The sequence below is a fragment of the Lysinibacillus sp. NPDC097279 genome (genome assembly GCF_044761745.1).
Classification (GTDB): Bacteria; Bacillota; Bacilli; order Bacillales_A; family Planococcaceae; genus Lysinibacillus.
In genome coordinates, this window is the sequence record NZ_JBIWDA010000001.1 from 437,222 (window position 1) to 461,736 (window position 24,515).

Consider the following 24,515-nt stretch of genomic DNA (forward strand, 5'->3'; position numbering starts at 1 on the left):
TATTGCTATATGGAGGTAAAAATATTATGATTTCAACGGTTTGGAACAAAATAAAAAAAGGTGAGCTTGCACCAGTGTATTTGATTATTGGTGAAGAAAGCTATTTTATAGATGAAACTGTAAAACGTTTAAAAGAAGCACTTGGTACGGAAGAAGAAATTGAAATGAGCACTTTTGATTTGGAAGAGTTGCCTGTGGATGTCGTTATAGATGAAGCGGATACAGTCCCATTTTTTTCAGAACGAAAGCTTGTCATTGCTAAAAATGCGTCGTTTTTAAAGGCAACTGAAAAAGGAAAGGAAAAAATTGATCATGATGTTAAACGTTTAGAGTCATGGCTAGCAAATCCTTCAGATTTTTCGGTGACGGTTTTTATTGCTCCATATGAAAAGCTGGATGAACGAAAAAAAGTGACAAAAATGATGAAAGAACATGCGTTTATCGTCCAAGCGGAAACACCGAAAGAACAAGATTTAGCTGTGTGGATTCAAGGGCTTGTAACATCGCAAGGCAATACAATTACTCAAAGTGCTATTGAGCAGCTTGTCTCAATGGTTGGATCGAATATGCTCCAACTGCAGATGGAAATAGAAAAACTGGCATTATATGTTGGCGACGGTGGAGAAATTACAACGATGCTAGTGGAGGATTTAGTAGCGAAAACACTTGAACAAGATGCTTTTAAAATGTTAAATGCTTATTTGGCACATGACACTGTTGCAGCATTGTCAATTTACCATGATTTATTGCGACAAAAACAAGAGCCGATTATGCTTGTTGGACTTCTTGCCTCTAATGTGCGAACGATGTCGAATGTTTTTTACTTGCTGAAAAAAGGCTACCATCCACAGCAAATTGCAAAAAATTTAAAAATCCACCCTTATCGTGTAAAGTTAATGGTCGAGCAACGCAATCGTCCATCCGAAGAGAGTTTATTAAAAGCTTTGTATCAATTGGCAGAGGTTGATTTACAGTTAAAAACAGCTGGAGGAAACCGCGAGCGTTATTTAGAACTATTTTTACTGCGCCGACTGTAAAAAATATTAACTTGTTGGGCATAAATGGTTGTATAATGTCGTGGGGGGTTTTTGAACGTGCAAACACGAATTCAGTACATGGATAGCCTACGTGCCATAGCTATTATAGGTGTACTACTTTTACATGCTGCGACTCCTTATGTCGTACTTTATGACAAAATAGCTGCTTTTGATTGGCAAACGGGCATTGTGTTCAATGCTTTGTCACGATGGTGTGTACCCATTTTTTTAATGATTAGTGGGGCACTTTTACTTGGACGAAAGGAAGAATCTTTGAGTACCTTTTTTAAAAAGCGTGCCAATAAAATTTTACTACCTTTCGTAGCTTGGTCGATTATTTATTATGTATGGGCAACATATATGTGGAATCCAGGGTATTCGGTAAAAGAATTTCTAATCATGTTCTTTAATGACCAGATATACTATCATTTGTGGTATTTTTATGCGCTTATCGGTATTTATCTACTTGCGCCAATATTTAATATTTTTGTTAATCATGCCTCCAAACAAGTGATAGGCTATGTGGTTGTTCTATGGATATTATTTTATGGGGTATTCCGATATTATTCCTATATTGTGAGTAATGAATTTACATTGTTTTTCCCTTTAAGTGAGTATATCGGCTTCTTTTTACTAGGCTACTATTTAGCAAAATTTGAGCTATCAAAAAAATGGCGTGTTGGCATTTACATGTTTGGAATTATTGGAGCACTTGAAACGATTTGGCGGACAATTGTCTTGTCTGAGCAGCAAGGGCAATTTTCAGGCTATGCATTTTCGTATTCAAGCCTTAATGTTATTGCGATGAGTATTGCACTTTTTGTTTTTGTGAAATATTGGGTCAATCGAAAAGTAGCACAAGGAAGCTATGAAACAAGTGGGATCGTCAAGCTAATTGGACAAACAAGCTTTGGTGTTTACTTAGTGCATGCGATGATTTTAGATAAAGTCCGTCCGCATTTTTTTGAAGGCAATGAGCTCTTTGTAAAGCCACTTATGGCGATTCCGTTGCAAGTAGTCATTATTTTAGTACTTTCTACAATAATTGTGTGGATAATACAGAAAATACCTTTGTTGAAAAAACTAATTTAATCTAAAAAACGAAAAATCTATATAATAAAATCCGCTTTGCTTTTTGGTAGGTAAGTAAGACACGAACGTGTTTTCACTTTTCCCTTTAGCTGCAAGGCGGATTTTTTATATATTGCTGCTGAAAAACATGCAGAAATGAAAAAAGACCAGTTACTCCTAAGAGTAAACTGATCCTTAATAAACACTTACGCTTTTTTAGCTAGGCGAGACTTTTTACGAGCCGCCGCGTTTTTGTGGATAAGTCCTTTTGAAGCTGCTTTATCTAAAGATTTGTAAGCTGCTTGTAAAAGTTCTTGTGCGTTTTCAGCGTTTGCAGCAACAGCGTTTTCAGCTTTTTTCACTGTAGTACGCATTGCAGATTTAGCTTGAGTGTTAGCAGCGTTAGCTTTTTCGTTCACTTTTACGCGTTTAATCGCAGATTTAATGTTTGGCATATCTTTCACCTCCTAAAATAGGTACGAGATGATATCTTCTCATTGATTTCTTGTGTCAATACAACAAAAATCATTTTAACAAACGCTAGGCTAAATTGCAATAGATAAATGCAAAGAATATTTACTTGACAGTTTGAACAAACTACAATTTGAGGTGAACTGAATGCAAAACTTAAATTGGCAGCGTACTGATTTAATTGATGAATCTGAAGAGGTAGTATTGCATCAAACGAAAGAACAAAAAGATACACTTAAACAATCAAGTGGGGTTCAAATCGAAGACAAAACTGCTGGGCGTGTGAAAATTACCGATGTCCAAGTAAATGCGGAGGGTGGAAAACAAATAGGCAAAAAGGAAGGGAAATATATAACCCTTTCCGTCCCAACGCTTACCTTAGAGGATGAAGATGGATTCGACCAGCTTGAGAAAGAATTGCTAGCAAATTTTAAAACATTGCATGAGTCAATTTCCTGGAAGGAAGATGACAAAATATTAATTATAGGTCTTGGAAATAGAACGATTACGCCAGATGCTATTGGACCTTATGTGATCGATCATTTGCATAGTTTAGATCATATCGATGACAAATTTGTCATGTATGCACCTGGGGTAACAGGACAAACAGGTTATGAAACAGGTGAATTTGTAGCAGCATTGGCAGAGCGGCTACAGCCCAAATTAATAATTGTAGTAGATGCACTCGCAACAAGAGCAAGCGATCGATTATGTAAAACAATTCAGCTTACCGATACAGGGATTCATCCTGGCTCGGGTGTCGGCAATCAGCGCAAGGAAATTTCCTATGAGATGCTCGGTATCCCAGTTACTGCAATTGGTATTCCAACTGTCGTTGACGCGCCCGTATTAATTGCGGATGCAGTAGAGGTGATGCTACGTTCTATTGCGGCTCGTGTTGCGGAACGCGGAAAGCCTTCATCTAAATTATCCTTATCTTCTTGGCGCCCAGATATTAATAAGGAACTTGATATGTCGCTTGTGACCCCGATTTTTGGTGAATGGGCAACATGGACAAAAGAGGAACGTCAACAGCTTTTTGAAGAGACATTTGCCGCGTCCCATTCACAGTTAATGGTTACACCAAAAGAAGCAGATTATTGGATAGATAAGTATGCAACAATCATTTCAACTATGCTTATGAATTGGGCAAACGATCTATAAAATCATCGTTCTAAAAGACACATCCCCTCCATACGATATTGGGAGGAGGGTGTGACTTTGCTAAAAAAACTACAATGGTCAATTGGTCTATTATTGTTCTTTTTCGTATTACCAGTCATTGCTGGGCAACTTCCGTTCAACAAGCAAGCATCGACTCCGATTAAGCAACCAGAGGATAAACAAGTCGTGTTTGCCGCTACAAATTTGCCTGAACAAACAGCACTAGAGTTGACGAAAGAGCAGACGAAAGAACAGGATCCTTTTAAAGTATTATTGTTATTTACGCATTCACAAGAAGCCTATCAACCAATGGTGAAAGCGGTAAGCGGGAAAGCAGACTTTTATGATGAGAAGACAAATATTTTTAATTTACAAGGAGCTATTTCCAAGCATTTTAGCATGAACGGTATACAGACAGATGTATTAGATGTAGATGTCATGAAGGTAATGAAATCTGAAGGTAAAACCTTTCCACAAGCTTACAACACAGTACGTCCATATTTAGCCAATCGTTTACAGGAACAATCCTATGATTTAGTGATTGATTTACACCGAGATTCCGCTAAACGAGATGCGACAACGATTACACACAACAATGAAAGTTACGCACGCATTGCCATTGTGGTGGGGGCGGAACATAAAAACTACAGATGGAATACTGCTTATGCAGAAACTCTCTCTGCTGCTATGAATGAGATGGTGCCGAAAGTATCAAGAGGAGTTATTTCTAAAAGTGGTGACAATGTAGATGGTCGTTACAATCAAGATTTAGCCAAGGAAATGATTTTAATTGAACTAGGTGGAATTGATAATACGGAAGAAGAATTAAATCGTACCATTGCTGTTATTGGGAAAGCAATTGCGAAAAGCTTTGTAACTGAATCCAAAAGTTAAAAACTAGCTTTTATTTTCTCTATAAAAAATTTTCGAAAACGCTAGTTTTAATAAAATACGCATATCTATGCGATAGCTTCATTGGTGTCCACGATTATAAAAATGAGTTGTAGTAAGACCTATAAGGAAATAAATGGTGAACAGAAGTACCTTTTGAAAAAATTACCTAAAAATTTTTGTTTCAGAGGTCTTTCAATTGTTTTTCCGTTGCATTATACTTTTCAAGTCAGCTCATACGCCTTATTGAATCGGGCGATTTTCGATGGTGTACATCAATGGAAAAAACCGCTTCAAAAGCATCTACCATTATGGGCAGATGCTTTTTTTCGTTGGTTAATATTACAAATTTTAATTAAGAAGTTAATTATTTGATACATATAGGTATATATAAAATCATGGAGCTAAAAAATCTCAGCGAAAATTTTTTGTTTTAGAAAATGGTTAACCTTTTTAGGTAGCTCATACGTCTTTAATAATAAGTAATGGAAATGAAAGTAAAGGGGCAGAGGCTAGGCGTAATACAAACTATTTTTATAACTAAATAATGTTAATGGTTTTACATTTTATTGGAGGAAACAGTATGTTAGGCAAGTCATTGAATCATCGTTACATCCCTGGATTAGATGGGATTAGAGCATTAGCAGTATTAGCTGTAATTGCTTATCATTTTAACTTTCGATGGGCCAGTGGAGGATTCCTCGGAGTTGATATATTTTTTGTATTATCAGGTTACTTAATTACCTCAACAATTTTACCGATGCAAGGGGAGCAAATGACAATTAATTTGCGTAAATTTTGGATTGGACGCTTTAGACGCCTAGTTCCAGCTGCGTATGTCATGATAATGACTACCTTTGTGTGGGTCATGTTATTTCATAAAGAGCTACTTAATACGTTACGAGGAGATGCCCTTTCCTCCATTTTTTATTCTAGTAATTGGTGGTTTATTTATCACAAACTATCTTATTTTGATAGTTTTGGGTCGCCTTCTCCTTTGAAAAATTTATGGTCGTTAGCGATTGAGGAACAATTTTATGTTATTTGGCCAATTGTACTAATCATTGGATTGTCTATTGTGAAAAAGCAAAGCAAATTTTCTAACATTATTTTTATTGGAGCAATTTGTTCAGCAATCCTTATGGCTATCTTATTTCAGCCTGGAGCTGATCCAAGCCGTATTTATTTTGGAACAGATACTCGTTCATTTGAATTACTAATCGGTTGTTGGTTAGCCTTCGTTTGGCCGATGAAAAGACTTTCTTCTAAAAAGCTTTCTACAAAGCATGTTTATGAGCTCAATAGTATTGGTGTAATTACTTTTATAATTTTTATTGTAAGTATTTTATTTGTTGATGAATACCAAGCATTTTTATACAGAGGTGGTATGTTCCTATTTTGTATGAATGCTGCGCTATTAATTGCCTGTGTTTGTCATCCAGCTAGTTTCTTAGGAAAACTACTCTCATGGAAACCACTTTGCTGGATTGGTTCTCGATCATATGGAATCTATTTATGGCATTACCCAATAATAGTGCTAAGTACTCCTGTTCATGAAATAGGCAATCCAGTTTATTGGCGTGTCGCTTTACAGCTAGTGTTTATATTAATCGTCGCAGAATTGTCGTATCGTTTTATTGAAATGCCGATTCGTAAACAAGGATTCCGAACATACTTCCGACAATATTTAGTTATCAATCCGAGCAAGTGGCACAATTTTTCAATTGCAAGAAAGATAGCAACTGCTATTATTCCGCTATTCATATTAGTATTTTTTACAGGTATGACAGGGGTAGTAGGGGAAGCACAACAGGACTCTAAGGAGCATTACCCTACAAATATTAAAATAAATGGTGAAGAACATTCTATTAAAGATTCAGCTCAACAAAATAAGACTGATGAAGAAGTAGGACCGTCAGTGGAAAAAAATGACGATACATCTCAAACAGAACAAGATGAGCCGATTGAAAATCCTATAAAAAAACCGTATAAGGAACTATTAGCAATCGGGGATTCAGTCATGATTGATATTGCTACGCGTTTACATACGCTCTACCCTAACATTACAATCGATGGGAAAATAGGGAGACAAGTTTCACAAGCAGTTAAATTGGTTCCTAGTTATACTCGCTTCAATCAACAAGAAAAAGCGGTCATTATTCAATTAGGCACAAATGGCTATTTTACAAATGACCAGATTGACACACTACTGGGAGCGTTCTCGCAAGCTCAAATTTACCTAGTGAATACACGTGTACCCCGTCCTTGGGAAACAAAAGTAAATAATGCTTTAGCAACTAAAGCGAATGAGTATACCAATATTACGTTAATTGATTGGCATTCAACAGCGCTTAACCACCCCGAGTACTTTGCTCCAGATGGCGTCCATTTAGAACCAAAAGGGGTAGAAGCGCTATGTAACCTTATTCAGCAAGCGATCGATGCTCATCAGAAAGAAGTATAATGATTCAGCCCATAGCCCAAAGAGACCAGCAGCTTATAGTTAAGCAGCTGGTCTCTCTTTTAATTTAGATATAGGATAAGGAATTTTAAAATACTAATTTAATACAATAATACCATTTTGCAACCAATTGTGTATAATGTTTAGTAAAGGCGTTCTTCTAGTAAACATGTAAAAAATAAAAAGGAGGTTTAACAAATGAAAATTAAAACATTGGTAGTGATGATGACATTACTGTTAGCGTTCACATTCAACTTTAATATTGCTAATGCAAACAGTTTTAAAGAAGTGAAGATTAGTAATTCTTCAACGAAGGTATATGAAAAACCAGATGTTAATTCAAAAGTAGTAGGAACTGTAGATAAAGGAATTTTCATTACTTTAATTAACCAAAATCAGAATGGTTTTTCTCGCATCGCCTATTTAAATAACGAACATAAAATGATTGATGGTTATATTGCGGACTCTGAACTTAATGATGCACCATACACAATTAAAATAGCTAGTTCTAAAAGCGGTTTAGTTGTAAAGGAAACCCCTTCCTTAAAAGGGAAAACTGTTGCAACATTGCAAAATAAAATGGTTGTAAGAGATTTTGGCTCTGTAGGGGATGGCTGGTCATTTGTACAATATGGAAATGTCATTGGTTATGCAGCAACTAGTTTTATGAGTAATTCCCAACCAATTTCAAAATATGTTGTATCAAGTAGCCTGATTGTAAGAAATATTGCAAGCCCTTCTGGCATTCAAGTTGGGGAGCTATCAAAAAATGAGGAAGTAGCAGTGCATTCTACAATTGCTGGTTGGTCGTATGTGACCACTTCTGCTTACGAGGGCTATGTAGTAGATTCTTATTTAAGTTCAAAAAATCCATCATCAACGTCTAATAGTAAACCAAATGGTTCTACGAATACTAATCAATCCAATGGGAGTAAAGCAACCTATAAAAATTGTACAGAGCTTCGGAAAGATTACCCAAATGGTGTAGGCGCCGACCACCCTGCCTATCATTCTAAACATGACCGAGATAATGACGGCTGGGCGTGCGAAAGGTAGTTAGTTTTGCATAGCGAGTATGTCGTTTTAAATGTGAAAGAATAATTAGTATGCTTTAAAGGCACCTGCTAAAATGCAGGTGCTTTTTTGTTAGCAGCCTGTCTCGTCAAAAGTTCCTGTGTACGTAAATGACATTTTGCTTAGACATCCAGCTCAATCTTGTACACACACTCGCCATATTTATGCTGTTCCTTCTAGAAAGCTATATTTAGCTTCATTGCCCTAATTAGGTGCTATTTTTTGCATTGAAATGCAGAAGATAAGAAACATAAATAAGAGTAACCATTGATTTAACAGCATTTATGCCGTTCTAATGTTGTGGTTTGTATATGGTTCATAGTATAATTCATTATAGTTTAATTAGGAGTGGAAGAGATGAACCGAGAAGCACGATTAAAAAGACAAGAGAATATTCGAAATTTCTCTATTATTGCACATATTGACCACGGGAAATCAACGCTTGCTGACCGTATTTTAGAGCAAACGAAATCACTGACATCCCGTGAAATGAAAGCACAGCTACTCGACTCAATGGATTTAGAGCGTGAGCGAGGCATAACAATTAAGTTAAATGCAGTCCAATTAAAATATGAAGCTAAAGATGGCGAAGTGTATACATTCCATTTAATCGACACACCTGGACATGTCGATTTCACATATGAAGTATCACGTAGTTTAGCTGCTTGTGAGGGCGCTATTTTAGTTGTAGATGCAGCACAAGGTATCGAAGCACAAACACTAGCTAACGTTTACCTAGCACTTGATAACGACCTTGAAATACTACCAGTTATCAATAAAATTGACTTACCTGCGGCAGATCCAGAGCGTGTTCGTCAAGAAGTTGAAGATGTCATTGGTTTAGATGCATCTGAAGCGGTATTAGCGTCTGCAAAAGCTGGTATAGGAATTGAAGATATTTTAGAGCAAATTGTTGAAAAGGTTCCTGCACCAACAGGTGATCCAGAGGCACCATTACAAGCACTTATTTTTGACTCTGTATACGATGCCTATAAAGGTGTTATTATCTCTATTCGTATTATGAATGGTACTGTTAAACCAGGTGATAAAATTCGCATGATGGCGACAGGCGCAGAATTTGATGTTATTGAAGTCGGCGTACATACTCCGAAAAGTGTACCGCAAAGTGAATTAACGGTTGGTGATGTTGGTTACTTAACAGCGTCAATTAAAAATGTAGGTGATACGCGCGTAGGGGATACTGTAACATTTGCGAGTCGCCCAGCAGCTGAGCCATTAGCGGGTTATCGTCGTTTAAATCCAATGGTGTACTGTGGATTATATCCAATCGATACAGCTAAGTATAATGACTTACGTGATGCCTTAGAAAAATTAGAGTTAAATGACTCAGCATTGCAGTATGAGCCTGAAACGTCACAAGCGTTAGGTTTCGGTTTCCGTTGTGGTTTCTTAGGACTTCTTCATATGGAAATCATTCAAGAACGTATTGAACGTGAATTTAACATCGATTTAATTACAACAGCTCCATCTGTAATTTACGAAGTGCATATGACAGATGGTACGTCCATTAAAGTCGACAACCCATCATTTATGCCTGACCCACAAAAGATTGATCGTGTTGAAGAGCCATATGTGAAAGCAACGATTATGGTACCGAATGATTACGTTGGGGCGGTTATGGAACTTTGCCAAATGAAACGTGGTAATTTCATGACAATGGACTATATTGATACATCACGTGTCAGCATTATTTATGAAATGCCATTAGCTGAAATTGTCTATGACTTTTTCGATTATTTAAAATCAAATACAAAAGGCTATGCATCATTTGACTATGAGCTAATCGGTTACCAGCCTTCAAAACTAGTGAAGATGGATATCCTACTAAATGCTGAGCAAGTCGATGCACTAAGCTTTATCGTTCACCGCGACTTCGCTTATGAACGTGGCAAAATTATAGTAGAAAAACTAAAAGAATTAATTCCACGTCAACAATTCGAAGTACCGATTCAAGCCGCAGTTGGACAAAAAATTGTCGCGCGTTCAACAATTAAAGCGATGCGTAAAAACGTATTAGCGAAATGTTACGGGGGAGATATTTCCCGTAAACGTAAACTTCTTGATAAACAAAAAGAAGGTAAAAAACGTATGAAACAAGTCGGTTCAGTCGAAGTACCACAAGAAGCGTTCATGGCTGTACTGAAGATGGATGATTCGAAGTAATTCAGTAGTAGTAAGAGTTTGTAACGTATTTTGATAATTTATTATAGGGTTAAATGGTGGGGCTCCCCACCAATTCCCCACCATAAAAAAATATGTTAGTAATTTTATATATCTTGAGCAAATGAATCAAAGATGTTCGTAATATCTCTGGCCATTTTCCTAGCTTCTATGGGGTTCAAATTAATATCAGAGTACAAAAATGCAGCGTAGCCTTTCACATTTCTGTGGAAGGCTTTTCTTATTCAAAAAAGAGCATGAGCCTTATGAGAGGTATTGATTTGCACCAGTTATGAGAATTGAAATAGAAAGCTTTATTGTGCACGCTGTTAAGGACGGTATTATTTCAGGATTTATAAAATGGTACAACTGACCATTGATTGGTTTATATGTCACCAATTCAGCAGAGAGGTAGTAAATGATAAGGGATAACAGTTTTCCTTGTTTTGCATACTATAGGAACATATATGCAGAAAGAGGAGGATAAAATATGGTAATGCCTTCATATAATCAGAGAATTACTCTTCAGCAGGCAATGCAGATTGCTGTTCAAAGAGTACCTGGCCAAATCATTCATTATGGTATGGATATGGAAAACGGCACTTTAGTGTATGAAATATTCATTTTAACTGCTCAAAATAAGATTTATGAAGTAGAAGTAAGTGCAAAGACAGGTGTAGTACGGAAAATTGAAGAAGAGAATGATTATGATTAATTTTACACGAATGCCAGGCTATCACTTTAATGTGAGTCTGGTCTTTTTTATTTCTCAATAATTTACACTTATCAAAACAAGAACGATCATTCTTGTTGGAGGAGTGGGTAGTGACGAAAGGACAAGGTACTTTAACAATTGCTAGTACATTAAGAGCTGTATTTGTAGGCGCATATAACAAGGCTATTGTTCGTTTTGAAAGTAAGCCTTGTAAATCTTCATCTATAGAAGAAACGCCATCTATAGAACGTTCAGTACCTATCTATAATTGGTAAAAAGAACGTGATTGCCTTCCACAATCATAAGTAGTAGACCCAATAATTTAGAGAACTGGGTAGAATGGTAGTTGGGAGAAATAATGTTACGGAAAAACATTATACTTTTGTATGGTTTTTAACATCCCGTTGGTAGAATATTAAGTTACTGGTATATAATACAGAGATATTATGTTTTCTAATATAAAACTGTGTAGGGGGAGACTAATGAAAAAAATATTTACTGTGTTACTAGCAGTATTCGTATTAGGAGTAGTAAATCCAACAAAATCAGAAGCGAAAGTGATGTATGATGGAGCAGAGGTTGTAAAAGGGCAAACAGGGAAAATGACCTTTAAAAAAGACATTAAGGTATACAAGAAAAATTCAGATGGTACGTTTGAATCTTTAGTGGTTAAGCGAAATAACTTCTTTAGAACGTATGATATTGAAAAATATGATAAAAAAATATTCTATCAAATGGGGCAATACCGCGTACAAGCAACGGATTTGGTAGTTTTCAAAGAAGTACCAATAAAAATTCGTTCATCTTTCTATAGCAATCCAGTGTATATTGTTACCAATCGTGATGGTGTTTATAATATGGGGTATTACGGTAAATACTTCCAGGATGGTGGTATTGGTGGTATCTCTTTCCTGGATACAGATAATGGACAACTGCTGAAGTTTTCTGAGAGCTATGGCGGTGAAGGGTTATGGTATGATAAATATCCTGGTACAGATCTTAAAATCGCTGATGAAATATCGAGAGAAAGCAATGTACGTTTTGAGTTAACAAAAGATGCTGGTGGGAAAAGCACGCCATTAAATGAAGCTAAACCTTTAACAATACATGCAAAAGGAAGCGTTTTTAGATCGCTAGGTATTGAAGTTAATGGTTATCTATATGTGGACAAAGGCTTAGAAGGAAATGGCGAACAATATTTTTGGCTTCCAGTGAATTTATTAAAGCCAGTTGGAGATCAATAATAGATTGAGAATTATATAAAGCCCTCTTATTTAAGATGACATAGCCCAAGAATGTTACTACTCTAAAAGATTGCTGACGAAAGATAAAATAAGAGTAGTACGGTGGGAATAGACAGATGAATATTTTAGCGATTTAAATGTTGCTACAGCAGGTGAGGACCTCGTGTTGACATATGCAAATGTGGCTTTGAAAACATAAGTGGAAAAATTATTATTAAGTGATTAAAACAAACAACCAGGCGCTCATATTGAGTACCTGGTCTTTTTTGTTTAGTGTTTGTTAATAATGCCTAAGCGTTCCTTAATAGCGAACTGAAGTAATTGAGAGAAATTTATATTTTCTTTTTCTGCTGCATCATTTAACCATTTAGGAATGGTTAAAGTTTTTTTAACAGCCTTGTTTTCAATCTCCTCTCTAATATAATCTGTTCTAACTTCCACAATCGAGATAAATGCGCCTTGTGGAAGAACGATATTACTTGGATATGAGGGGGCAGGAATTAATTCCCCATCTTCCTCCATTCCATATAAAAAACCTGCTAATACATCTTTAGCCATGTATACTGCTTCATCCATATTAGAACCTTCTGTAATACATCCCGGCAGGTCAGGGAATGTTATTGTAAAACCATTCTCATTGTCTTGATCAAAAATTGCTGGAAAATAATATTTAGCCATCTGTATAAAACCTCCTTGCTGGAAGACTATTTAAGTCCTGCCTGCTTTAGTATTGAGTTTGTAGTTTTTATTAAAAGGTCATTCTTCGGATGAGGAACAGTTACAGTTCCTTTTTTAGTGGGATGTTTAAAGTGGTGATGACTTCCAACAATCCTATGTAAATACCATCCATCTTTATTAAGTATCATTATCATTTCTCTTGATGATATGTTTGTCATATCCTTTCTATACTCTCAACATAACACGTGTTATTTATACGTACAATATATTTTAACTTATTTCTCTTCTTATCTAAAAAAACTAAAATAAAAAAGCCACTCGATTGAGTGACTTATTTTTTATTTACTGGTACTACAACCGTAACTTCTTCACCGATTGTCATAGCATCTTGTGCAGACCTTCAAAGACAAATTTTAATTCAGTTACAAACCATTTATAACTTAATGTTTGTTGGATAGTAATTTGTCGGATAGTAAAATGGATAATAATGTAGCAATTCTACAAGAAGCATTCACGGCTGTACTGAAGATGGATGATTCGAAGTAACCTAGATAGGAAATCTTAAAATTGTAGGAATTCGATTTTACAATCTACTCACTATTTGCATGTATTTACAATTTTACAATGTAATGATGACCAGCAAAGCTACTAATAGCGGAGCTGGTTTTTAGTTGCATTGTAAAAGCGACATCGTAGTGTTAATTATACGTTTATTATGTTTATTCAAAATACCGAAAAAATGTCGATATACGATTAAGAGGGGGTGTAGTATGAAAGTAACGAATGATGGTAATTCTCTTCATTTCAATAAGCTGTCAAGTGTCTCAGTTAATAAGCCAAAATTAGCACAGCAAAATCTTTCTGTACATAAAGATACATTAACAATCGGACAACAAGCTCGTAATTTGTTTAAAGGGCAGCAAGCTAAAACGAGTCTTATCGAAAGTTTAATGAAGCAACGTGAGAATATTCAAAAGATGAAAAGTGACTTAAGTGAACGTACGTTAGAAAGCGGTGGCGATTTATCAGCTATTAAAGAACAACTAAAAGATTTTGAAAAGCAATTAGCGGATATTGATGCGCAAATAGCAGAACAGCAAACCGAAGAGCAAAAAAAAGCGACAAACCAGAATGAACAGCATTTAGAGAACGAAAAACCATCCAATTCAATGGGGAGCATATTAGAAAAATCTGTTTCACTCGAACAAATGGAAACACTAGAGGCAACGAGAAATTCACTAGGACGTGAACACAAGCTTCTTACAAGTGAATTAGGGATGGATGCAAAACGAGGTATTTTTATTGATAGTAAATATGAAAAGCTTTCAGACATAGAAAATCAAATTCAAACTGTTCAGGAGCAAGTTGCAGAACATATCCAGAATACGGATGATAATGAACTAAAAGATGAAAATTCTTTAACCCCAAATGAAGAGCTTAATAGCAATGACGAGCATAAAAGGTAAGCTGAAGTACGACGAATAAAAGTAATTCAGCAACTCTGTAATGTTAAAATAACCCACGGTCTCATATAATTTTGAGCCTGGGTTTTTATTATTTAATCAATAAAAGCTAACAAAACGTTCTCAATTTTAAATTAAAAATCCCTAAACACAAAAGGTTAATATTAGAAAATGTCGAAATTGTTATCTATATTCACTATTTGTAGGGAGGTAAGTAATTGTGACATCACCAATAAAAAAATCACCGATTAAAAACGAAATAGGCGGTGTATTTGTTCCAGTACGTGATCTTGAAAAAGCAAAAGAATGGTACAGTAGAATACTCGGAATAGAAGGGGGAGAAATATGTTTTGGGCATTTATATGCAGCGCCAATGAAGGGAACGGCAGGTTTGATGTTAGATACTATGCCTAAGTGGAGAAAGGAAGACGGGGATATTCCAACCTATCAAGCTCCTTCTATTCAGTTCATAACAAATGATATCGAGGCTTCTTATCAATTTATGAAAGAAAATAATGTTGAACTGATGACGGAGATTGAGGACGATTTTTATTTTGTAATTAAAGATCTAGATGGAAATTGTCTAATGATTTGTAAGGAAACAACTTAACCGAGCTGTAGAAAACTAAATTTACTAGCGGATATAATTAATTATGGACCTCTTATATAAATTTTTTTACCACTTATTATGAGAAAAACAAATCCTCTAAAATTTAATGCTACATTAAAGACTGAGGAACGTATTTCTTAAATAAATTTTAGGGGACCGCACAATGAATAAAAAAACTTGGCTTCTTGTTAGTTGCTTAGCTATTGGAATAGCTAGTTACTCCATTGTTCAATATTTGATATTAGATGCCCATCAAGCAGGGTTTGTTAGCTTGAAACTTATGTTTATTGATACATTAGACTCGCTTTGGTATTCAATGCTTTATATCCATATTATATTTAGTGTACTGGCATTAGTGATTGGTCCCTTTACTTTATTTACAAAGTTTAGAGAAAACAATATAAAGCGACATCGGATTTTAGGGAAACTCTATATGATTGGCATTTTATTCGGTAGTGTCTCAGGTCTTTATTTAGCCATTTATGCTACTGGGGGAGTCGTATCGCAGCTCGGTTTTAGCGCATTATCTATATTATGGATGATCACTGGTTATCAAGCACTTGTTAAAATTAAAGAACAAAAAATTTATGATCATCAACAATGGATGATACGCAATTATTCGTTAACGTTCGCTGCTGTAACATTGAGAATTTGGCTATTAGTATTTACAGTATTATTTGGATTTGACAATTTTATGATAAGCTATCCAATTATTTCATGGTTATGTTGGGTACCGAATCTCATAATAGCTCAATGGATTATTGGGCGGTCACGTCAAGAAAGAGGCTTACTAGTTAAATAAATTAGGGTAAAGACCACTCTATTTTGGGTGGTTTTTTTATGTGTTCTTGTAGAAAGAATATAAGGGAAGAATTAATATAAGATATTTTTTACATAATACTAAAATTTTTATTAAAAAAGTGCCTGAATTTTATAAAAAAATAAAGTGATATTACTATTGATTGAGAAATGTTCTCAATGATAAATTATTATTAAATTCGAGGTTGTTTAGCTATAGCTATTTGATGTTGGTATTAATAAGTTAAAAGATAGTTTTTTCAAATTGACACCACAAATGAAAATTTAGATTTTACATTTCATTATTAGGGTGAACTAATACTAAATACAGGAATCGTAAGGTTTTGGATAAACACAGAATAAGACAACATGTAACTAGAAGAATATCTAGAAATTTCGTCTGATGGAATAACAATTATAGACGAAGATAATATAGTTCGTAATTTAAATCAACAAGATATTAATCTATTAAATGAACTTGCTAGAGAACAAGGCAACTATAATATTATAACTAAAGCTTCTTTAATGGAAGATTTAGATGTTCATTTCAATAATATAAATGAAAAGATTGAAAAAGGTGAATTAAAAGTTTTAGACAACGGTGCCATGATTGATTCGACCGATAAAAACTTTTATATTCAGGGCGGATCTACTCACGATGAAACTTTTTGGTGGGGCAAACGACGTTATATGAGTACTTCAGCTGCTAGGCAATGGGTTTATGATTTAAGAGATGCAGCAGCTGTATCAACTGGCCTCGCACTTGCGAGTGTCGTTTTTGGCAAACTTGGTATAATTCCTGGAACTATTAATGGTATTACTGTTTTATGGACTAACCAATTAGCTAATCGAGTAGAATATCATAATGGAAATACAAATAGAGGAATTAGAGCAGATTTATACTGGGTTTTAGTTTTTAATATCGAGCCTCAATAATAGTATTTATTAAATAATAAACAGCTATAAAGTAGGTGTTTTTATTGAAAAGTTTTCTATCTAAATTAATTTGTATACTTTTTATATTTGTTGGATTATCATTGACAATCTATACCGTATTTTCATCTAATTATGAAATTAATAGTGAAGGTGATACGCCTTGGGAATTGAATTGGTTAGATTATAAAGAGCTTCATAAACATTCGACAGGTCAAACACAAACAATAGCTATAATTGATAGTGGTATAAATCCACTATACAGTGAAAATCTAAAGTTTGAAAAATCGTTAGTCGATCAAACGGTTGAAGATACCAATGGACATGGAACTATGATGTACTCAATAATTAAAGGGGTTGATGACAATTTAGAAGGTATAAGTCCTAATGCACAAATAATCGTCATTAAAGTGATGAATGATGATGAATCAGTTACACCTACTACGATAAGGAAAGCTATTGATTTGGTTACCCAAAAGGGGCAACTATTATTAATTTAAGTATTGCTAGCCATTTTGAAGATAAAGAGATTACTGAAACGATAAAATTAGCAGTTAATAAAGGAATTACAATAGTAGCATCCTCAGGAGATTATGGAAATACTGAATTGATGTATCCTGCAATTTTGGATGAAGTTATTTCAGTTGGAGCAATTGATGCTTCTGGAAATGTACTTGATTTAACAAGCGGTCCTCAAAGAACGACGATTAACGCTCCCGGTCACGAGATATTAACAATCAATACCGATGGAGTAATAATTAAAACAAGTGGTACCTCACAGGCAACAGCCTTAATTTCAGGTTATATTGCACTATTAAAGGATTATGCATTTTCGAAAAATAAAGATTTGACCAATGATAGTATTATATCGCTACTAAAATCTATTAATAGTCGAGAGATAACCTATCTACAAGCATTGAAGAAGATAGATTCTCTCTGAAGGGGGCTAGTTAATATGAGATTATTACCATACCATTATTTAGTGATAGTACCTGTCAGTATAAGCTGTATTGCATCGTATTTATCTATATCTTCAAATACCAAAACCATTATTAATCTTATCGCGGCTTTGTTAGTGATTATTTCGATACCTTTGAACTACAGAGAATACAAAAAGTTAAAACAAGAGTCTAAATAAGGTGACATGACAAGTGCAGATACATTTTATTTTGATTAATGGGATGATGATAGATGGAATTTGGTGATTGCTTCAGCATACCAATGATACTAAGACTTTATGGAGCTATTGGCATTAGGTGGTGAAATAAAGCAGGTACTTTTCAATCCCTTATTGGTGCCGAAAAAAGTAAGAATACTACATGTTTAAATTAAAAAAAATGACGAGGGACTAGCACGAAATAGTGTTCCTGGTCATTTTTTTATTGTTAAAATAAATTACGAAATACAAAATAATGGAAAAAGAACTCCCGAAATTACATATAGTGTATTATTATAAAATAATAGGAAGTGAATGGTTTGTGAGGGGGGGATGGAAAGTGGATTATCGTATGTTCAAGCATAGAATGGTCAATATAGTGGAACGCATGAAGGCAATAGGTGGAAATGTATCAGAAGTCATGATCGGTGCTCCTGCGTCCTTACAACAAATAGAAGCATGTGAAATAAAACTAGGCTTCCAGATTCCAGAGAGTTTTAAAAAAGTGCTTTTAGAATTTTCATCATCATGTAACTTACGTTGGGTTTTTCCTGATGAATATCAATTAGCTGGTGAGTTGGATGGTATCTTTAGCGGAATGCTTCACTGGGATTTAGCATTATTGAAAGAGCTGAATGATGACAAAAATGGATGGGTGAAGGAAGTTTTTTCGAATCCAGATGATGAATATGACAAAGTATGGCATCAGACATTAGCATTTTATGAGGTTGGTAACGGAGATTATATTGCATTTGACCTCGTGGATAACAGTACTGATGCTTGTGTTATCTATTTAAGCCATGATGATGGGGAAGGGCATGGCTATAAATTAGCGGACAACTTTATTGATTTTTTGGAGAAATGGGCAAGAATTGCGTTTGTAGGAGGGGAAGATTGGCAATGGCTACTGTTCACATCAAACGCTCAAAGTGGTCTTTTACCCGACAGTCAATCTGCGAAGTTGTTCAGGAGTTTATTAAAATTATCAATTTAAAGTATATAGTAAACTTTAGTAATTAAGTACACTACATTTAAAAGGAGCTACGAACCTTGGACGAAAAACAACTTGAAAGAGCGCTTGACTTACGAAAAGAAAATAAGAAACAAGAATCAAATCAGTTACTTATAAAGTTGGCAGAGAAATATCCAAACGATGCATTTGTTAACTATCAATGTGCATGGAGCTTTGATGTTTTAGGAGAAGAACGACAAGCTGTACCATACTATGAGAACGCCATTAAACAAGGGTTAGCTGGTACAGATTTAGAGGGTGCGCTTCTAGGACTTGGCAGTACATATAGAACGTTAGGGGAATATGAAAAGTCGAAAAATGTTTTTTTAAAGGGGATGGCATTATTTCCAACGAATCAAGCATTACAAGTGTTTTATGCAATGACTTTATATAATTTAAACGAACATTCAAAGGCGATGGAGCTCTTATTAAAATGTCTGGCAGATACTACAACTGACGCTGAAATTCTTAGTTATAAAAACGCAATTAATTTCTATGCGAATCAATTAGATAAAGTATGGAAATAGCTTATGAACAAATCAATATACATTATGGAGGAGGCAAATAGATGACGAAGTTTTTTATGATGAACATTTCTAAAAAATCAGATGATCCAACATGTGAAGAAACGAATGAAGAAAAAGTATTTCAGAAAAAATCTGAGCTAAAAGCGTTTTTGAAAAATGAAGGGTACTATAAGGAATCGAAGTATCAATACATCAAAATGCATAAAGAATCTATTTATGTTGCTTCAGTTGAAAAAATAAAAGTTAAATAATAGCATGTCACGAAAATGGAGCGTGACTTTTTTGTTATGTGAATAAATGAAGCAGTAGTTAGAGTTGAATCGTTTGAGGGGTATGAAGTTTTATTTCGTAGTTATTATTTCCAAAATGTCATTCTTTTGCATGAGGTACAACAAGTATTTATTTAGTACAGTAAATGGTATTAAATGCAAAGGGGATGTCTGCAAGATGAAGATAACGAAAATGAAGCTTTACGTGCATGATTTACATAAAATGAAGGATTTTTACTGTAATACTTTAGGATTTGAATTATTAAAAGAAGCGGAGCATTTTTTTGAAATAGCAGCTGGGGAAAGCATGATTCACTTCGAAGGAATGGATTGTAGGATTCCAAAGCAATATCATTTTGCGCTCAATATACCAAGTAATTTATTTCAGCATGCAAAAAAATGGCTACAAGAACACGTAGAAATATTATATCTACATGAACAGGATGAAGTATATTTTAAAACGTTAGATGCATATTCATGCTATTTTTATGATTCAGAAGATAATGTAATAGAGTTTATCGCTAGACAGGGGATAAACCCAAGCGTTGATACTGGAGCCTTTTCCGTTAAACATGTACTAAATATTGCTGAAATAAATTTAACGACGGATGCAATTCATACTGTGGTAGATCGTTTAAAGCAATATGGCATTAAGCCCCTTAAGGGAGAAGAAATTCGTACTGATGCGCTTACGTTTATGGGGAAATACGAGGATGATGCCCATTTATTAATTGGGCCTAGTGAGCGCATTTGGTATTTCTCCACTAAAAAAGCAATTGTTAGCCCAATTGATATCGTAGTCGATGATCATCTACAACTAAGCATTAGTGCTAAGGGCAATTTCACTATATCGCAACTTTAAAAATCCGTGCATTATTTTCTGAATTACAGTTGAATAAATAAGTGTTTTATTGTATATTTATTCAAAATAATTTAGGGGAGATTATAATGGTGTATACAATAAGAGAAACGAATCCAACATTTGAAAAATATCAGGCATTACATCAAACAACTGGCTGGAATGCGAAAGGGCTATATACGTATGAACAATTATATCAAGCCATTTGCAGTAGCTGGTATCGTGTTTCAATTTATGACGAGCACTCATTAATAGGCTATGGCAGAATTATTTCTGATGGTATTTATCAAACGTTTATTTGCGATGTAATGGTACATCCCGAGTATCAACGAAATGGCATTGGCACAATTATTATGGAAGCTCTATTAGCACACTGTAAACTTAAAAATATAAAGTGGATTCAATTATCATGTGCTAAGGGTAAACAACCTTTTTATCAAAAACTTGGATTTTCTGAAAGGGATGCGGATGCTCCAGGAATGATGTTGTTTTTTGATTAATATGTGAGTGTTGCTGAGAAAAAGAAGGATAGCATGCTATCCTTCTTTTTTATGAAATTAACTAGCATATAGTACCGAGGATAGTTCAAAAATCTTCACATTCATAATATGGGGGAGCTACGAAATACGATATGATATTTATAGGTAATGTTTATTCGGAGGTGAGTATGATGAAAGAAACCATTGCCATTGTTTGTTCGACAGCTAGCATGAAAGTTACGATGATGAAGAAAAGGCCTATTAACTATTTATTGCAAGCGATAGCTGGAGGACTCTTTATTGGCTTTGGTATTTTGTTGATTGTTACTATTGGAGGCTTATATGATCCTGTAGGTGTACCAAGTATGAAAGTTGTTCAGGGATTAGCATTTGGTGTGGCACTTAGCATGGTCATGATGGCTGGTGCAAATTTATTTACTGGGGATAACTTCGTATTATCTGTAAGTACTTTAGAGAAAAAATCCACCCCTTTTGCAATGGTCGGTATTTGGTTATTTAGCTATATAGGTAATTTTATTGGCTCTTTAGTTGGGGCAGTGCTGTTCTTCTATGCAGGGCTTGCAGTCGGTGATACCGCGACGTATATCGAGAAAATTGCAACGTACAAAATGAATGCAGGCTTTGTCGCATTGCTATGTCGTGGTATTTTATGTAATCTTCTTGTTTGCTTAGCTGTCTGGTGTACTTATAAATTAAAATCAGAAATCGCAAAATTAGCGATGATTTTCTGTTGTATTTTCCCCTTTATTACATCAGGTTTTGAGCATAGCATTGCCAATATGACACTTTTTTGCCTAGCGCTCTTTAATCCACATGGTGATCTTGTATCCATTGGTGGTGCAGTGGCAAATTTAGTTCCCGTCACACTAGGTAATATCATTGGCGGTGCCATAATTGGTTTTGTCTATTGGTTTAACGCACGGGAATAAACTTTGAATTATCGAAAGGAGAAATGGAAATGATCGAGGATTCTATTCGTTTGAAAGAGGCAATTAAAAAACTTAGCGAAGCCGAAGCGAAGTCAATGCTTTTCTTTTCCTTATTAAATGGCAAATCAAGTGAGGATATTCAACAAGTTATATTACAAATGTCAGAGGAAAAAAATAATACAAATGCACAAACGGTACATATCCTATTTGGCGAATCACCAGGAGGAAGTTTAAAAGCTGCATTTAGAAATACAGACTATCAAAAGACAGAAGATATCATTGTGTTGCCACATAATCTATCTATTGGTCCTATTAATGACTTACATAAAACATCAGGTATTGAAGCAAGATTTGCGTGGTTTAAGAATCGATACACAACTGAAGATGATGGAATTGCGCATTATAGACAGCTTATGTTAGCTGCAGTTGAAAAAATAAACAATATTTTACCGCATCAGAACATTGTTATTTGGACTTGTCAAAATGCCCATGAGCAAACAGGGTTACGTCTTGTGCTAGCTATGCTAGATGGTAAGTTAAATACAGTGCGTGTAATTGACACATTCACTGCTTTTCATAAAAAGAAAATAAACCCGCACTTAGCGCAAGATAACTATCCAAGATCAACGGGTGAATTAAATGGAGAAACGCTTGTTAATTTTTATGAGCAGGGGATAGAGCCATTAAATAACGTACAAAGGCAACAATTGTTTGATGAAGGGAAACGTTTATTATTAGACGATGTTCATATTATTCGAACATGGGCTTGTGATAAGTTATTAACCAGCAGTAACGAAAAACGAGATGATGATTATATTGTTGAATGTGCAAAGCGTATGTATCAAGAAGATGGCAAGGTGGAATATAAGAAGGCAGCACGATTAATTGGTGAAGTGATTGGACATATGCAGGAATATACAGGAGACGAATGGATAGAATATCGGTTACGTTGTTTAATTAAGGAAGGTGTTTTTTCATATAAAGGTGATTTAAAAGCCATGCGTTTTTATGAAGTAAAATTACTAGACGATTTCTTGACAAATTGAAATTTTTGATGTTTTGACTTCATTAAAAATGGTAGATAAAATTGGTATGGAAGAGCTCGTAAGACTCTCATAGATTAATAACATTAAAAGTGAACATAAAGATTGACTTAATAGATTAATTTAAAGAAAGGAAGTTGACAATGAATCCTGAGATCAATCAAAATGCAATTCTTCAAGCAATTTTGGAGCTTTCTACACAAGTACAAGGCGTGAAAACAGAGATTCAACAGCAAATTGTAGCTGTAGAAAGAAGATTGGAAGAGAAAATTGAAGCGGTAGAAAAAGGATTAGAAAAGAAAATTGAAGCGGTAGAAAGAAGATTGGAAGAAAAAATCGAAGCGGTAGAAAAAGGATTAGAAAAGAAAATTGAAGCGGTAGAAAAAGGATTAGAAGAGAAAATTGAAGCGGTAGAAAAAAGATTAGAAGAGAAAATTGAAGCCGTAGAAAAAGGATTAAAAGAGAAAATTGAAGCGGTAGAAAAAAGATTAGAAGAGAAAATTGAAGCCGTAGAAAAAGGATTAAAAGAGAAGATCGATTTAGTTGAAATAAGATTGGACTCACTCGAAATAAGATTAGGGAAAGTTGAAACAAGACTAGATTCGCTTGAAACAAGATTAGAGTCAGTTGAAACACGAATAGACTCACTTGAAATTAGATTAGGGAAAGTTGAAACAAGATTGGATTCGCTTGAAACTAAGCTAGAGAATAAAATGGAGACGGTTGAAAAAAATCTTAGTGAAATAATAGATAAAGTAGATGCTAAGATGGAAGTGTTAACTATAGAAATATTAGAAACAAAGGCAGATGTGTTAAAATTAAAGAAAGCAAAATAAATTGTTTCTGCCATCACTATGTGCAATAATCATTGACAATTAGTGATTCATATTTGAGGAGTGAGCTTGATGTTAAAAACAGAAGTATTTGATCAACTAAAAAAGGCTATGAAGGAAAAGGATGTCTTGGCAAAAGGCGTACTCACACTTGTTAAATCGGCACTAGATTTAGCTGAGAAGGAAAAGGGTGAACCTTTATCACAATCTGAAGAGATTGCCATTATTAATCGTGAAGTAAAGCAGACGAATCAGGCATTAGAAGGTGCGCAAAATGCTGGTCGCGCGGATTTAATTGAAAAAGAGGAAGCAAAATTAGTACTATTAAAATCATTCCTACCTAAACAATTAACTGAAGAAGAAATTGCTGAAAAATTAGTAGCCGCTGGTGTTACTAAAGGCATGAATATGGGGGACGCAATGAAAATTGCAAAACCTTTGTTAAATGGTCAAGCGGAAGGTGCCATTATTTCAAAAGTAGTCAAAAGTTTAATTTAATAGAGGAACAAAAAGGATAGCTGGCGTTTGTAACGTCAGCTATCCTTTGTTTTTTAAGCCATTGGCAATCTACCACAGACTTCATATGGAAGAATTCA

26 protein-coding genes and 1 pseudogene are annotated in these 24,515 nt (G+C 34.8%); 24 read left to right on the forward strand and 3 right to left on the reverse strand.

Going from position 1 to position 24,515, the window contains the following annotated elements; all coding sequences use genetic code 11:
* Window positions 1-26 precede the first annotated feature (26 nt).
* Window positions 27-1,037 carry a DNA polymerase III subunit delta gene (gene holA, locus ACIQ1H_RS02055; RefSeq protein ID WP_402886147.1) on the forward strand — a complete coding sequence of 337 codons (1,011 nt, stop codon included), beginning with the start codon at window positions 27-29 and terminating at the stop codon, window positions 1,035-1,037.
* A 57-nt stretch (window positions 1,038-1,094) separates the two neighbouring features.
* Window positions 1,095-2,129 (forward strand): acyltransferase, encoded by a 1,035-nt coding sequence (locus tag ACIQ1H_RS02060; protein ID WP_402886149.1) that lies wholly within the window; start codon window positions 1,095-1,097, stop codon window positions 2,127-2,129.
* A gap of 185 nt (window positions 2,130-2,314) precedes the next feature.
* Here the strand turns inward: ACIQ1H_RS02060 and rpsT are convergent, their stop codons facing one another.
* Window positions 2,315-2,563: a 30S ribosomal protein S20 gene (gene rpsT, locus ACIQ1H_RS02065; protein WP_172772128.1), complete on the reverse strand. Its 249-nt coding sequence runs from the start codon at window positions 2,561-2,563 to the stop codon at window positions 2,315-2,317.
* Between the two features lie 163 nt (window positions 2,564-2,726).
* Between rpsT and gpr the strand changes: the two genes are divergently transcribed.
* From gpr to ACIQ1H_RS02105, 8 genes are all read left to right on the forward strand, one after another.
* The gene (gpr, locus tag ACIQ1H_RS02070; RefSeq protein ID WP_172772127.1) at window positions 2,727-3,743 is read left to right on the forward strand and encodes a GPR endopeptidase; all 1,017 of its coding nucleotides are present in this window, start codon (window positions 2,727-2,729) and stop codon (window positions 3,741-3,743) included.
* Between the two features lie 51 nt (window positions 3,744-3,794).
* Window positions 3,795-4,637, forward strand: coding sequence for a stage II sporulation protein P (gene spoIIP / locus ACIQ1H_RS02075; RefSeq protein WP_402886152.1), 843 nt, complete (start codon window positions 3,795-3,797; stop codon window positions 4,635-4,637).
* A 580-nt stretch (window positions 4,638-5,217) separates the two neighbouring features.
* Window positions 5,218-7,098 carry an acyltransferase family protein gene (locus ACIQ1H_RS02080; protein WP_402886154.1) on the forward strand — a complete coding sequence of 627 codons (1,881 nt, stop codon included), beginning with the start codon at window positions 5,218-5,220 and terminating at the stop codon, window positions 7,096-7,098.
* Between the two features lie 195 nt (window positions 7,099-7,293).
* Window positions 7,294-8,151 (forward strand): excalibur calcium-binding domain-containing protein, encoded by an 858-nt coding sequence (locus ACIQ1H_RS02085; RefSeq protein WP_402886156.1) that lies wholly within the window; start codon window positions 7,294-7,296, stop codon window positions 8,149-8,151.
* Between the two features lie 375 nt (window positions 8,152-8,526).
* Complete coding sequence (gene lepA, locus ACIQ1H_RS02090; RefSeq protein ID WP_172772124.1) at window positions 8,527-10,353, forward strand: translation elongation factor 4; 1,827 nt, start codon at window positions 8,527-8,529, stop codon at window positions 10,351-10,353.
* A gap of 487 nt (window positions 10,354-10,840) precedes the next feature.
* Window positions 10,841-11,065: a PepSY domain-containing protein gene (locus ACIQ1H_RS02095; protein WP_402886158.1), complete on the forward strand. Its 225-nt coding sequence runs from the start codon at window positions 10,841-10,843 to the stop codon at window positions 11,063-11,065.
* Window positions 11,066-11,175: 110 nt separating this feature from the next.
* Window positions 11,176-11,340: a hypothetical protein gene (locus tag ACIQ1H_RS02100; protein ID WP_402886160.1), complete on the forward strand. Its 165-nt coding sequence runs from the start codon at window positions 11,176-11,178 to the stop codon at window positions 11,338-11,340.
* Between the two features lie 207 nt (window positions 11,341-11,547).
* The gene (locus ACIQ1H_RS02105) at window positions 11,548-12,309 is read left to right on the forward strand and encodes a hypothetical protein (protein WP_402886162.1); all 762 of its coding nucleotides are present in this window, start codon (window positions 11,548-11,550) and stop codon (window positions 12,307-12,309) included.
* 270 nt (window positions 12,310-12,579) lie between these two features.
* On the opposite strand, the gene ACIQ1H_RS02110 is transcribed toward ACIQ1H_RS02105, so the two are convergent.
* On the reverse strand, window positions 12,580-12,987 hold the full coding sequence (locus ACIQ1H_RS02110; RefSeq protein ID WP_402886164.1) for a type II toxin-antitoxin system HicB family antitoxin: 408 nt from the start codon (window positions 12,985-12,987) through the stop codon (window positions 12,580-12,582).
* 26 nt (window positions 12,988-13,013) lie between these two features.
* A complete protein-coding gene (locus ACIQ1H_RS02115) occupies window positions 13,014-13,205 on the reverse strand; it encodes a type II toxin-antitoxin system HicA family toxin (RefSeq protein ID WP_402886166.1) in 192 nt (63 codons plus the stop codon).
* A 552-nt stretch (window positions 13,206-13,757) separates the two neighbouring features.
* Here ACIQ1H_RS02115 and ACIQ1H_RS02120 point away from each other — a divergent pair.
* From ACIQ1H_RS02120 to ACIQ1H_RS02185, 14 genes and pseudogenes are all read left to right on the forward strand, one after another.
* Window positions 13,758-14,453 (forward strand): hypothetical protein, encoded by a 696-nt coding sequence (locus ACIQ1H_RS02120; RefSeq protein WP_402886168.1) that lies wholly within the window; start codon window positions 13,758-13,760, stop codon window positions 14,451-14,453.
* A 217-nt stretch (window positions 14,454-14,670) separates the two neighbouring features.
* A complete protein-coding gene (locus ACIQ1H_RS02125; RefSeq protein WP_402886170.1) occupies window positions 14,671-15,060 on the forward strand; it encodes a VOC family protein in 390 nt (129 codons plus the stop codon).
* A 163-nt stretch (window positions 15,061-15,223) separates the two neighbouring features.
* Window positions 15,224-15,862 carry a DUF2306 domain-containing protein gene (locus ACIQ1H_RS02130; RefSeq protein WP_402886171.1) on the forward strand — a complete coding sequence of 213 codons (639 nt, stop codon included), beginning with the start codon at window positions 15,224-15,226 and terminating at the stop codon, window positions 15,860-15,862.
* Between the two features lie 521 nt (window positions 15,863-16,383).
* On the forward strand, window positions 16,384-16,794 hold the full coding sequence (locus tag ACIQ1H_RS02135) for a hypothetical protein (protein WP_402886172.1): 411 nt from the start codon (window positions 16,384-16,386) through the stop codon (window positions 16,792-16,794).
* Between the two features lie 35 nt (window positions 16,795-16,829).
* A pseudogene (locus tag ACIQ1H_RS02140) lies at window positions 16,830-17,731 on the forward strand (S8 family peptidase).
* A 556-nt stretch (window positions 17,732-18,287) separates the two neighbouring features.
* Window positions 18,288-18,941 (forward strand): SMI1/KNR4 family protein, encoded by a 654-nt coding sequence (locus ACIQ1H_RS02145; RefSeq protein ID WP_402886174.1) that lies wholly within the window; start codon window positions 18,288-18,290, stop codon window positions 18,939-18,941.
* A gap of 56 nt (window positions 18,942-18,997) precedes the next feature.
* Window positions 18,998-19,486, forward strand: coding sequence for a tetratricopeptide repeat protein (locus ACIQ1H_RS02150; RefSeq protein WP_402886176.1), 489 nt, complete (start codon window positions 18,998-19,000; stop codon window positions 19,484-19,486).
* Window positions 19,487-19,527: 41 nt separating this feature from the next.
* Window positions 19,528-19,737 (forward strand): hypothetical protein, encoded by a 210-nt coding sequence (locus tag ACIQ1H_RS02155; RefSeq protein ID WP_402886178.1) that lies wholly within the window; start codon window positions 19,528-19,530, stop codon window positions 19,735-19,737.
* 196 nt (window positions 19,738-19,933) lie between these two features.
* Window positions 19,934-20,617, forward strand: coding sequence for a VOC family protein (locus ACIQ1H_RS02160; RefSeq protein WP_402886180.1), 684 nt, complete (start codon window positions 19,934-19,936; stop codon window positions 20,615-20,617).
* A gap of 86 nt (window positions 20,618-20,703) precedes the next feature.
* Window positions 20,704-21,114, forward strand: a complete 411-nt coding sequence (locus ACIQ1H_RS02165; protein WP_402886182.1) for a GNAT family N-acetyltransferase — start codon at window positions 20,704-20,706, stop codon at window positions 21,112-21,114.
* A gap of 167 nt (window positions 21,115-21,281) precedes the next feature.
* Complete coding sequence (locus ACIQ1H_RS02170; protein WP_402886183.1) at window positions 21,282-22,043, forward strand: formate/nitrite transporter family protein; 762 nt, start codon at window positions 21,282-21,284, stop codon at window positions 22,041-22,043.
* Between the two features lie 29 nt (window positions 22,044-22,072).
* Entirely contained in the window at window positions 22,073-23,089 is a 1,017-nt protein-coding gene (locus ACIQ1H_RS02175; RefSeq protein ID WP_402886184.1) for a DUF1835 domain-containing protein, read from the forward strand.
* A gap of 134 nt (window positions 23,090-23,223) precedes the next feature.
* A complete protein-coding gene (locus ACIQ1H_RS02180; RefSeq protein ID WP_402886186.1) occupies window positions 23,224-23,922 on the forward strand; it encodes a hypothetical protein in 699 nt (232 codons plus the stop codon).
* Window positions 23,923-23,991: 69 nt separating this feature from the next.
* On the forward strand, window positions 23,992-24,417 hold the full coding sequence (locus ACIQ1H_RS02185) for a GatB/YqeY domain-containing protein (RefSeq protein ID WP_402886188.1): 426 nt from the start codon (window positions 23,992-23,994) through the stop codon (window positions 24,415-24,417).
* Window positions 24,418-24,515 lie beyond the last annotated feature (98 nt).

Coding starts and splice junctions, on each gene's coding strand:
- ACIQ1H_RS02105 (WP_402886162.1), top strand. CDS start 11,548: ATGAAAAAAATATTTACTGTGTTACTAGCAGTATTCGTATTAGGAGTA.
- ACIQ1H_RS02175 (WP_402886184.1), top strand. CDS start 22,073: ATGATCGAGGATTCTATTCGTTTGAAAGAGGCAATTAAAAAACTTAGC.
- ACIQ1H_RS02085 (WP_402886156.1), top strand. CDS start 7,294: ATGAAAATTAAAACATTGGTAGTGATGATGACATTACTGTTAGCGTTC.
- ACIQ1H_RS02185 (WP_402886188.1), top strand. CDS start 23,992: ATGTTAAAAACAGAAGTATTTGATCAACTAAAAAAGGCTATGAAGGAA.
- ACIQ1H_RS02110 (WP_402886164.1), bottom strand. CDS start 12,987: ATGGCTAAATATTATTTTCCAGCAATTTTTGATCAAGACAATGAGAAT.
- ACIQ1H_RS02095 (WP_402886158.1), top strand. CDS start 10,841: ATGGTAATGCCTTCATATAATCAGAGAATTACTCTTCAGCAGGCAATG.
- ACIQ1H_RS02160 (WP_402886180.1), top strand. CDS start 19,934: ATGAAGATAACGAAAATGAAGCTTTACGTGCATGATTTACATAAAATG.
- ACIQ1H_RS02130 (WP_402886171.1), top strand. CDS start 15,224: ATGAATAAAAAAACTTGGCTTCTTGTTAGTTGCTTAGCTATTGGAATA.
- ACIQ1H_RS02170 (WP_402886183.1), top strand. CDS start 21,282: ATGATGAAAGAAACCATTGCCATTGTTTGTTCGACAGCTAGCATGAAA.
- ACIQ1H_RS02115 (WP_402886166.1), bottom strand. CDS start 13,205: ATGACAAACATATCATCAAGAGAAATGATAATGATACTTAATAAAGAT.
- ACIQ1H_RS02135 (WP_402886172.1), top strand. CDS start 16,384: ATGGAAGATTTAGATGTTCATTTCAATAATATAAATGAAAAGATTGAA.
- ACIQ1H_RS02165 (WP_402886182.1), top strand. CDS start 20,704: ATGGTGTATACAATAAGAGAAACGAATCCAACATTTGAAAAATATCAG.
- gpr (WP_172772127.1), top strand. CDS start 2,727: ATGCAAAACTTAAATTGGCAGCGTACTGATTTAATTGATGAATCTGAA.
- ACIQ1H_RS02120 (WP_402886168.1), top strand. CDS start 13,758: ATGAAAGTAACGAATGATGGTAATTCTCTTCATTTCAATAAGCTGTCA.
- lepA (WP_172772124.1), top strand. CDS start 8,527: ATGAACCGAGAAGCACGATTAAAAAGACAAGAGAATATTCGAAATTTC.
- rpsT (WP_172772128.1), bottom strand. CDS start 2,563: ATGCCAAACATTAAATCTGCGATTAAACGCGTAAAAGTGAACGAAAAA.
- ACIQ1H_RS02155 (WP_402886178.1), top strand. CDS start 19,528: ATGACGAAGTTTTTTATGATGAACATTTCTAAAAAATCAGATGATCCA.
- ACIQ1H_RS02080 (WP_402886154.1), top strand. CDS start 5,218: ATGTTAGGCAAGTCATTGAATCATCGTTACATCCCTGGATTAGATGGG.
- holA (WP_402886147.1), top strand. CDS start 27: ATGATTTCAACGGTTTGGAACAAAATAAAAAAAGGTGAGCTTGCACCA.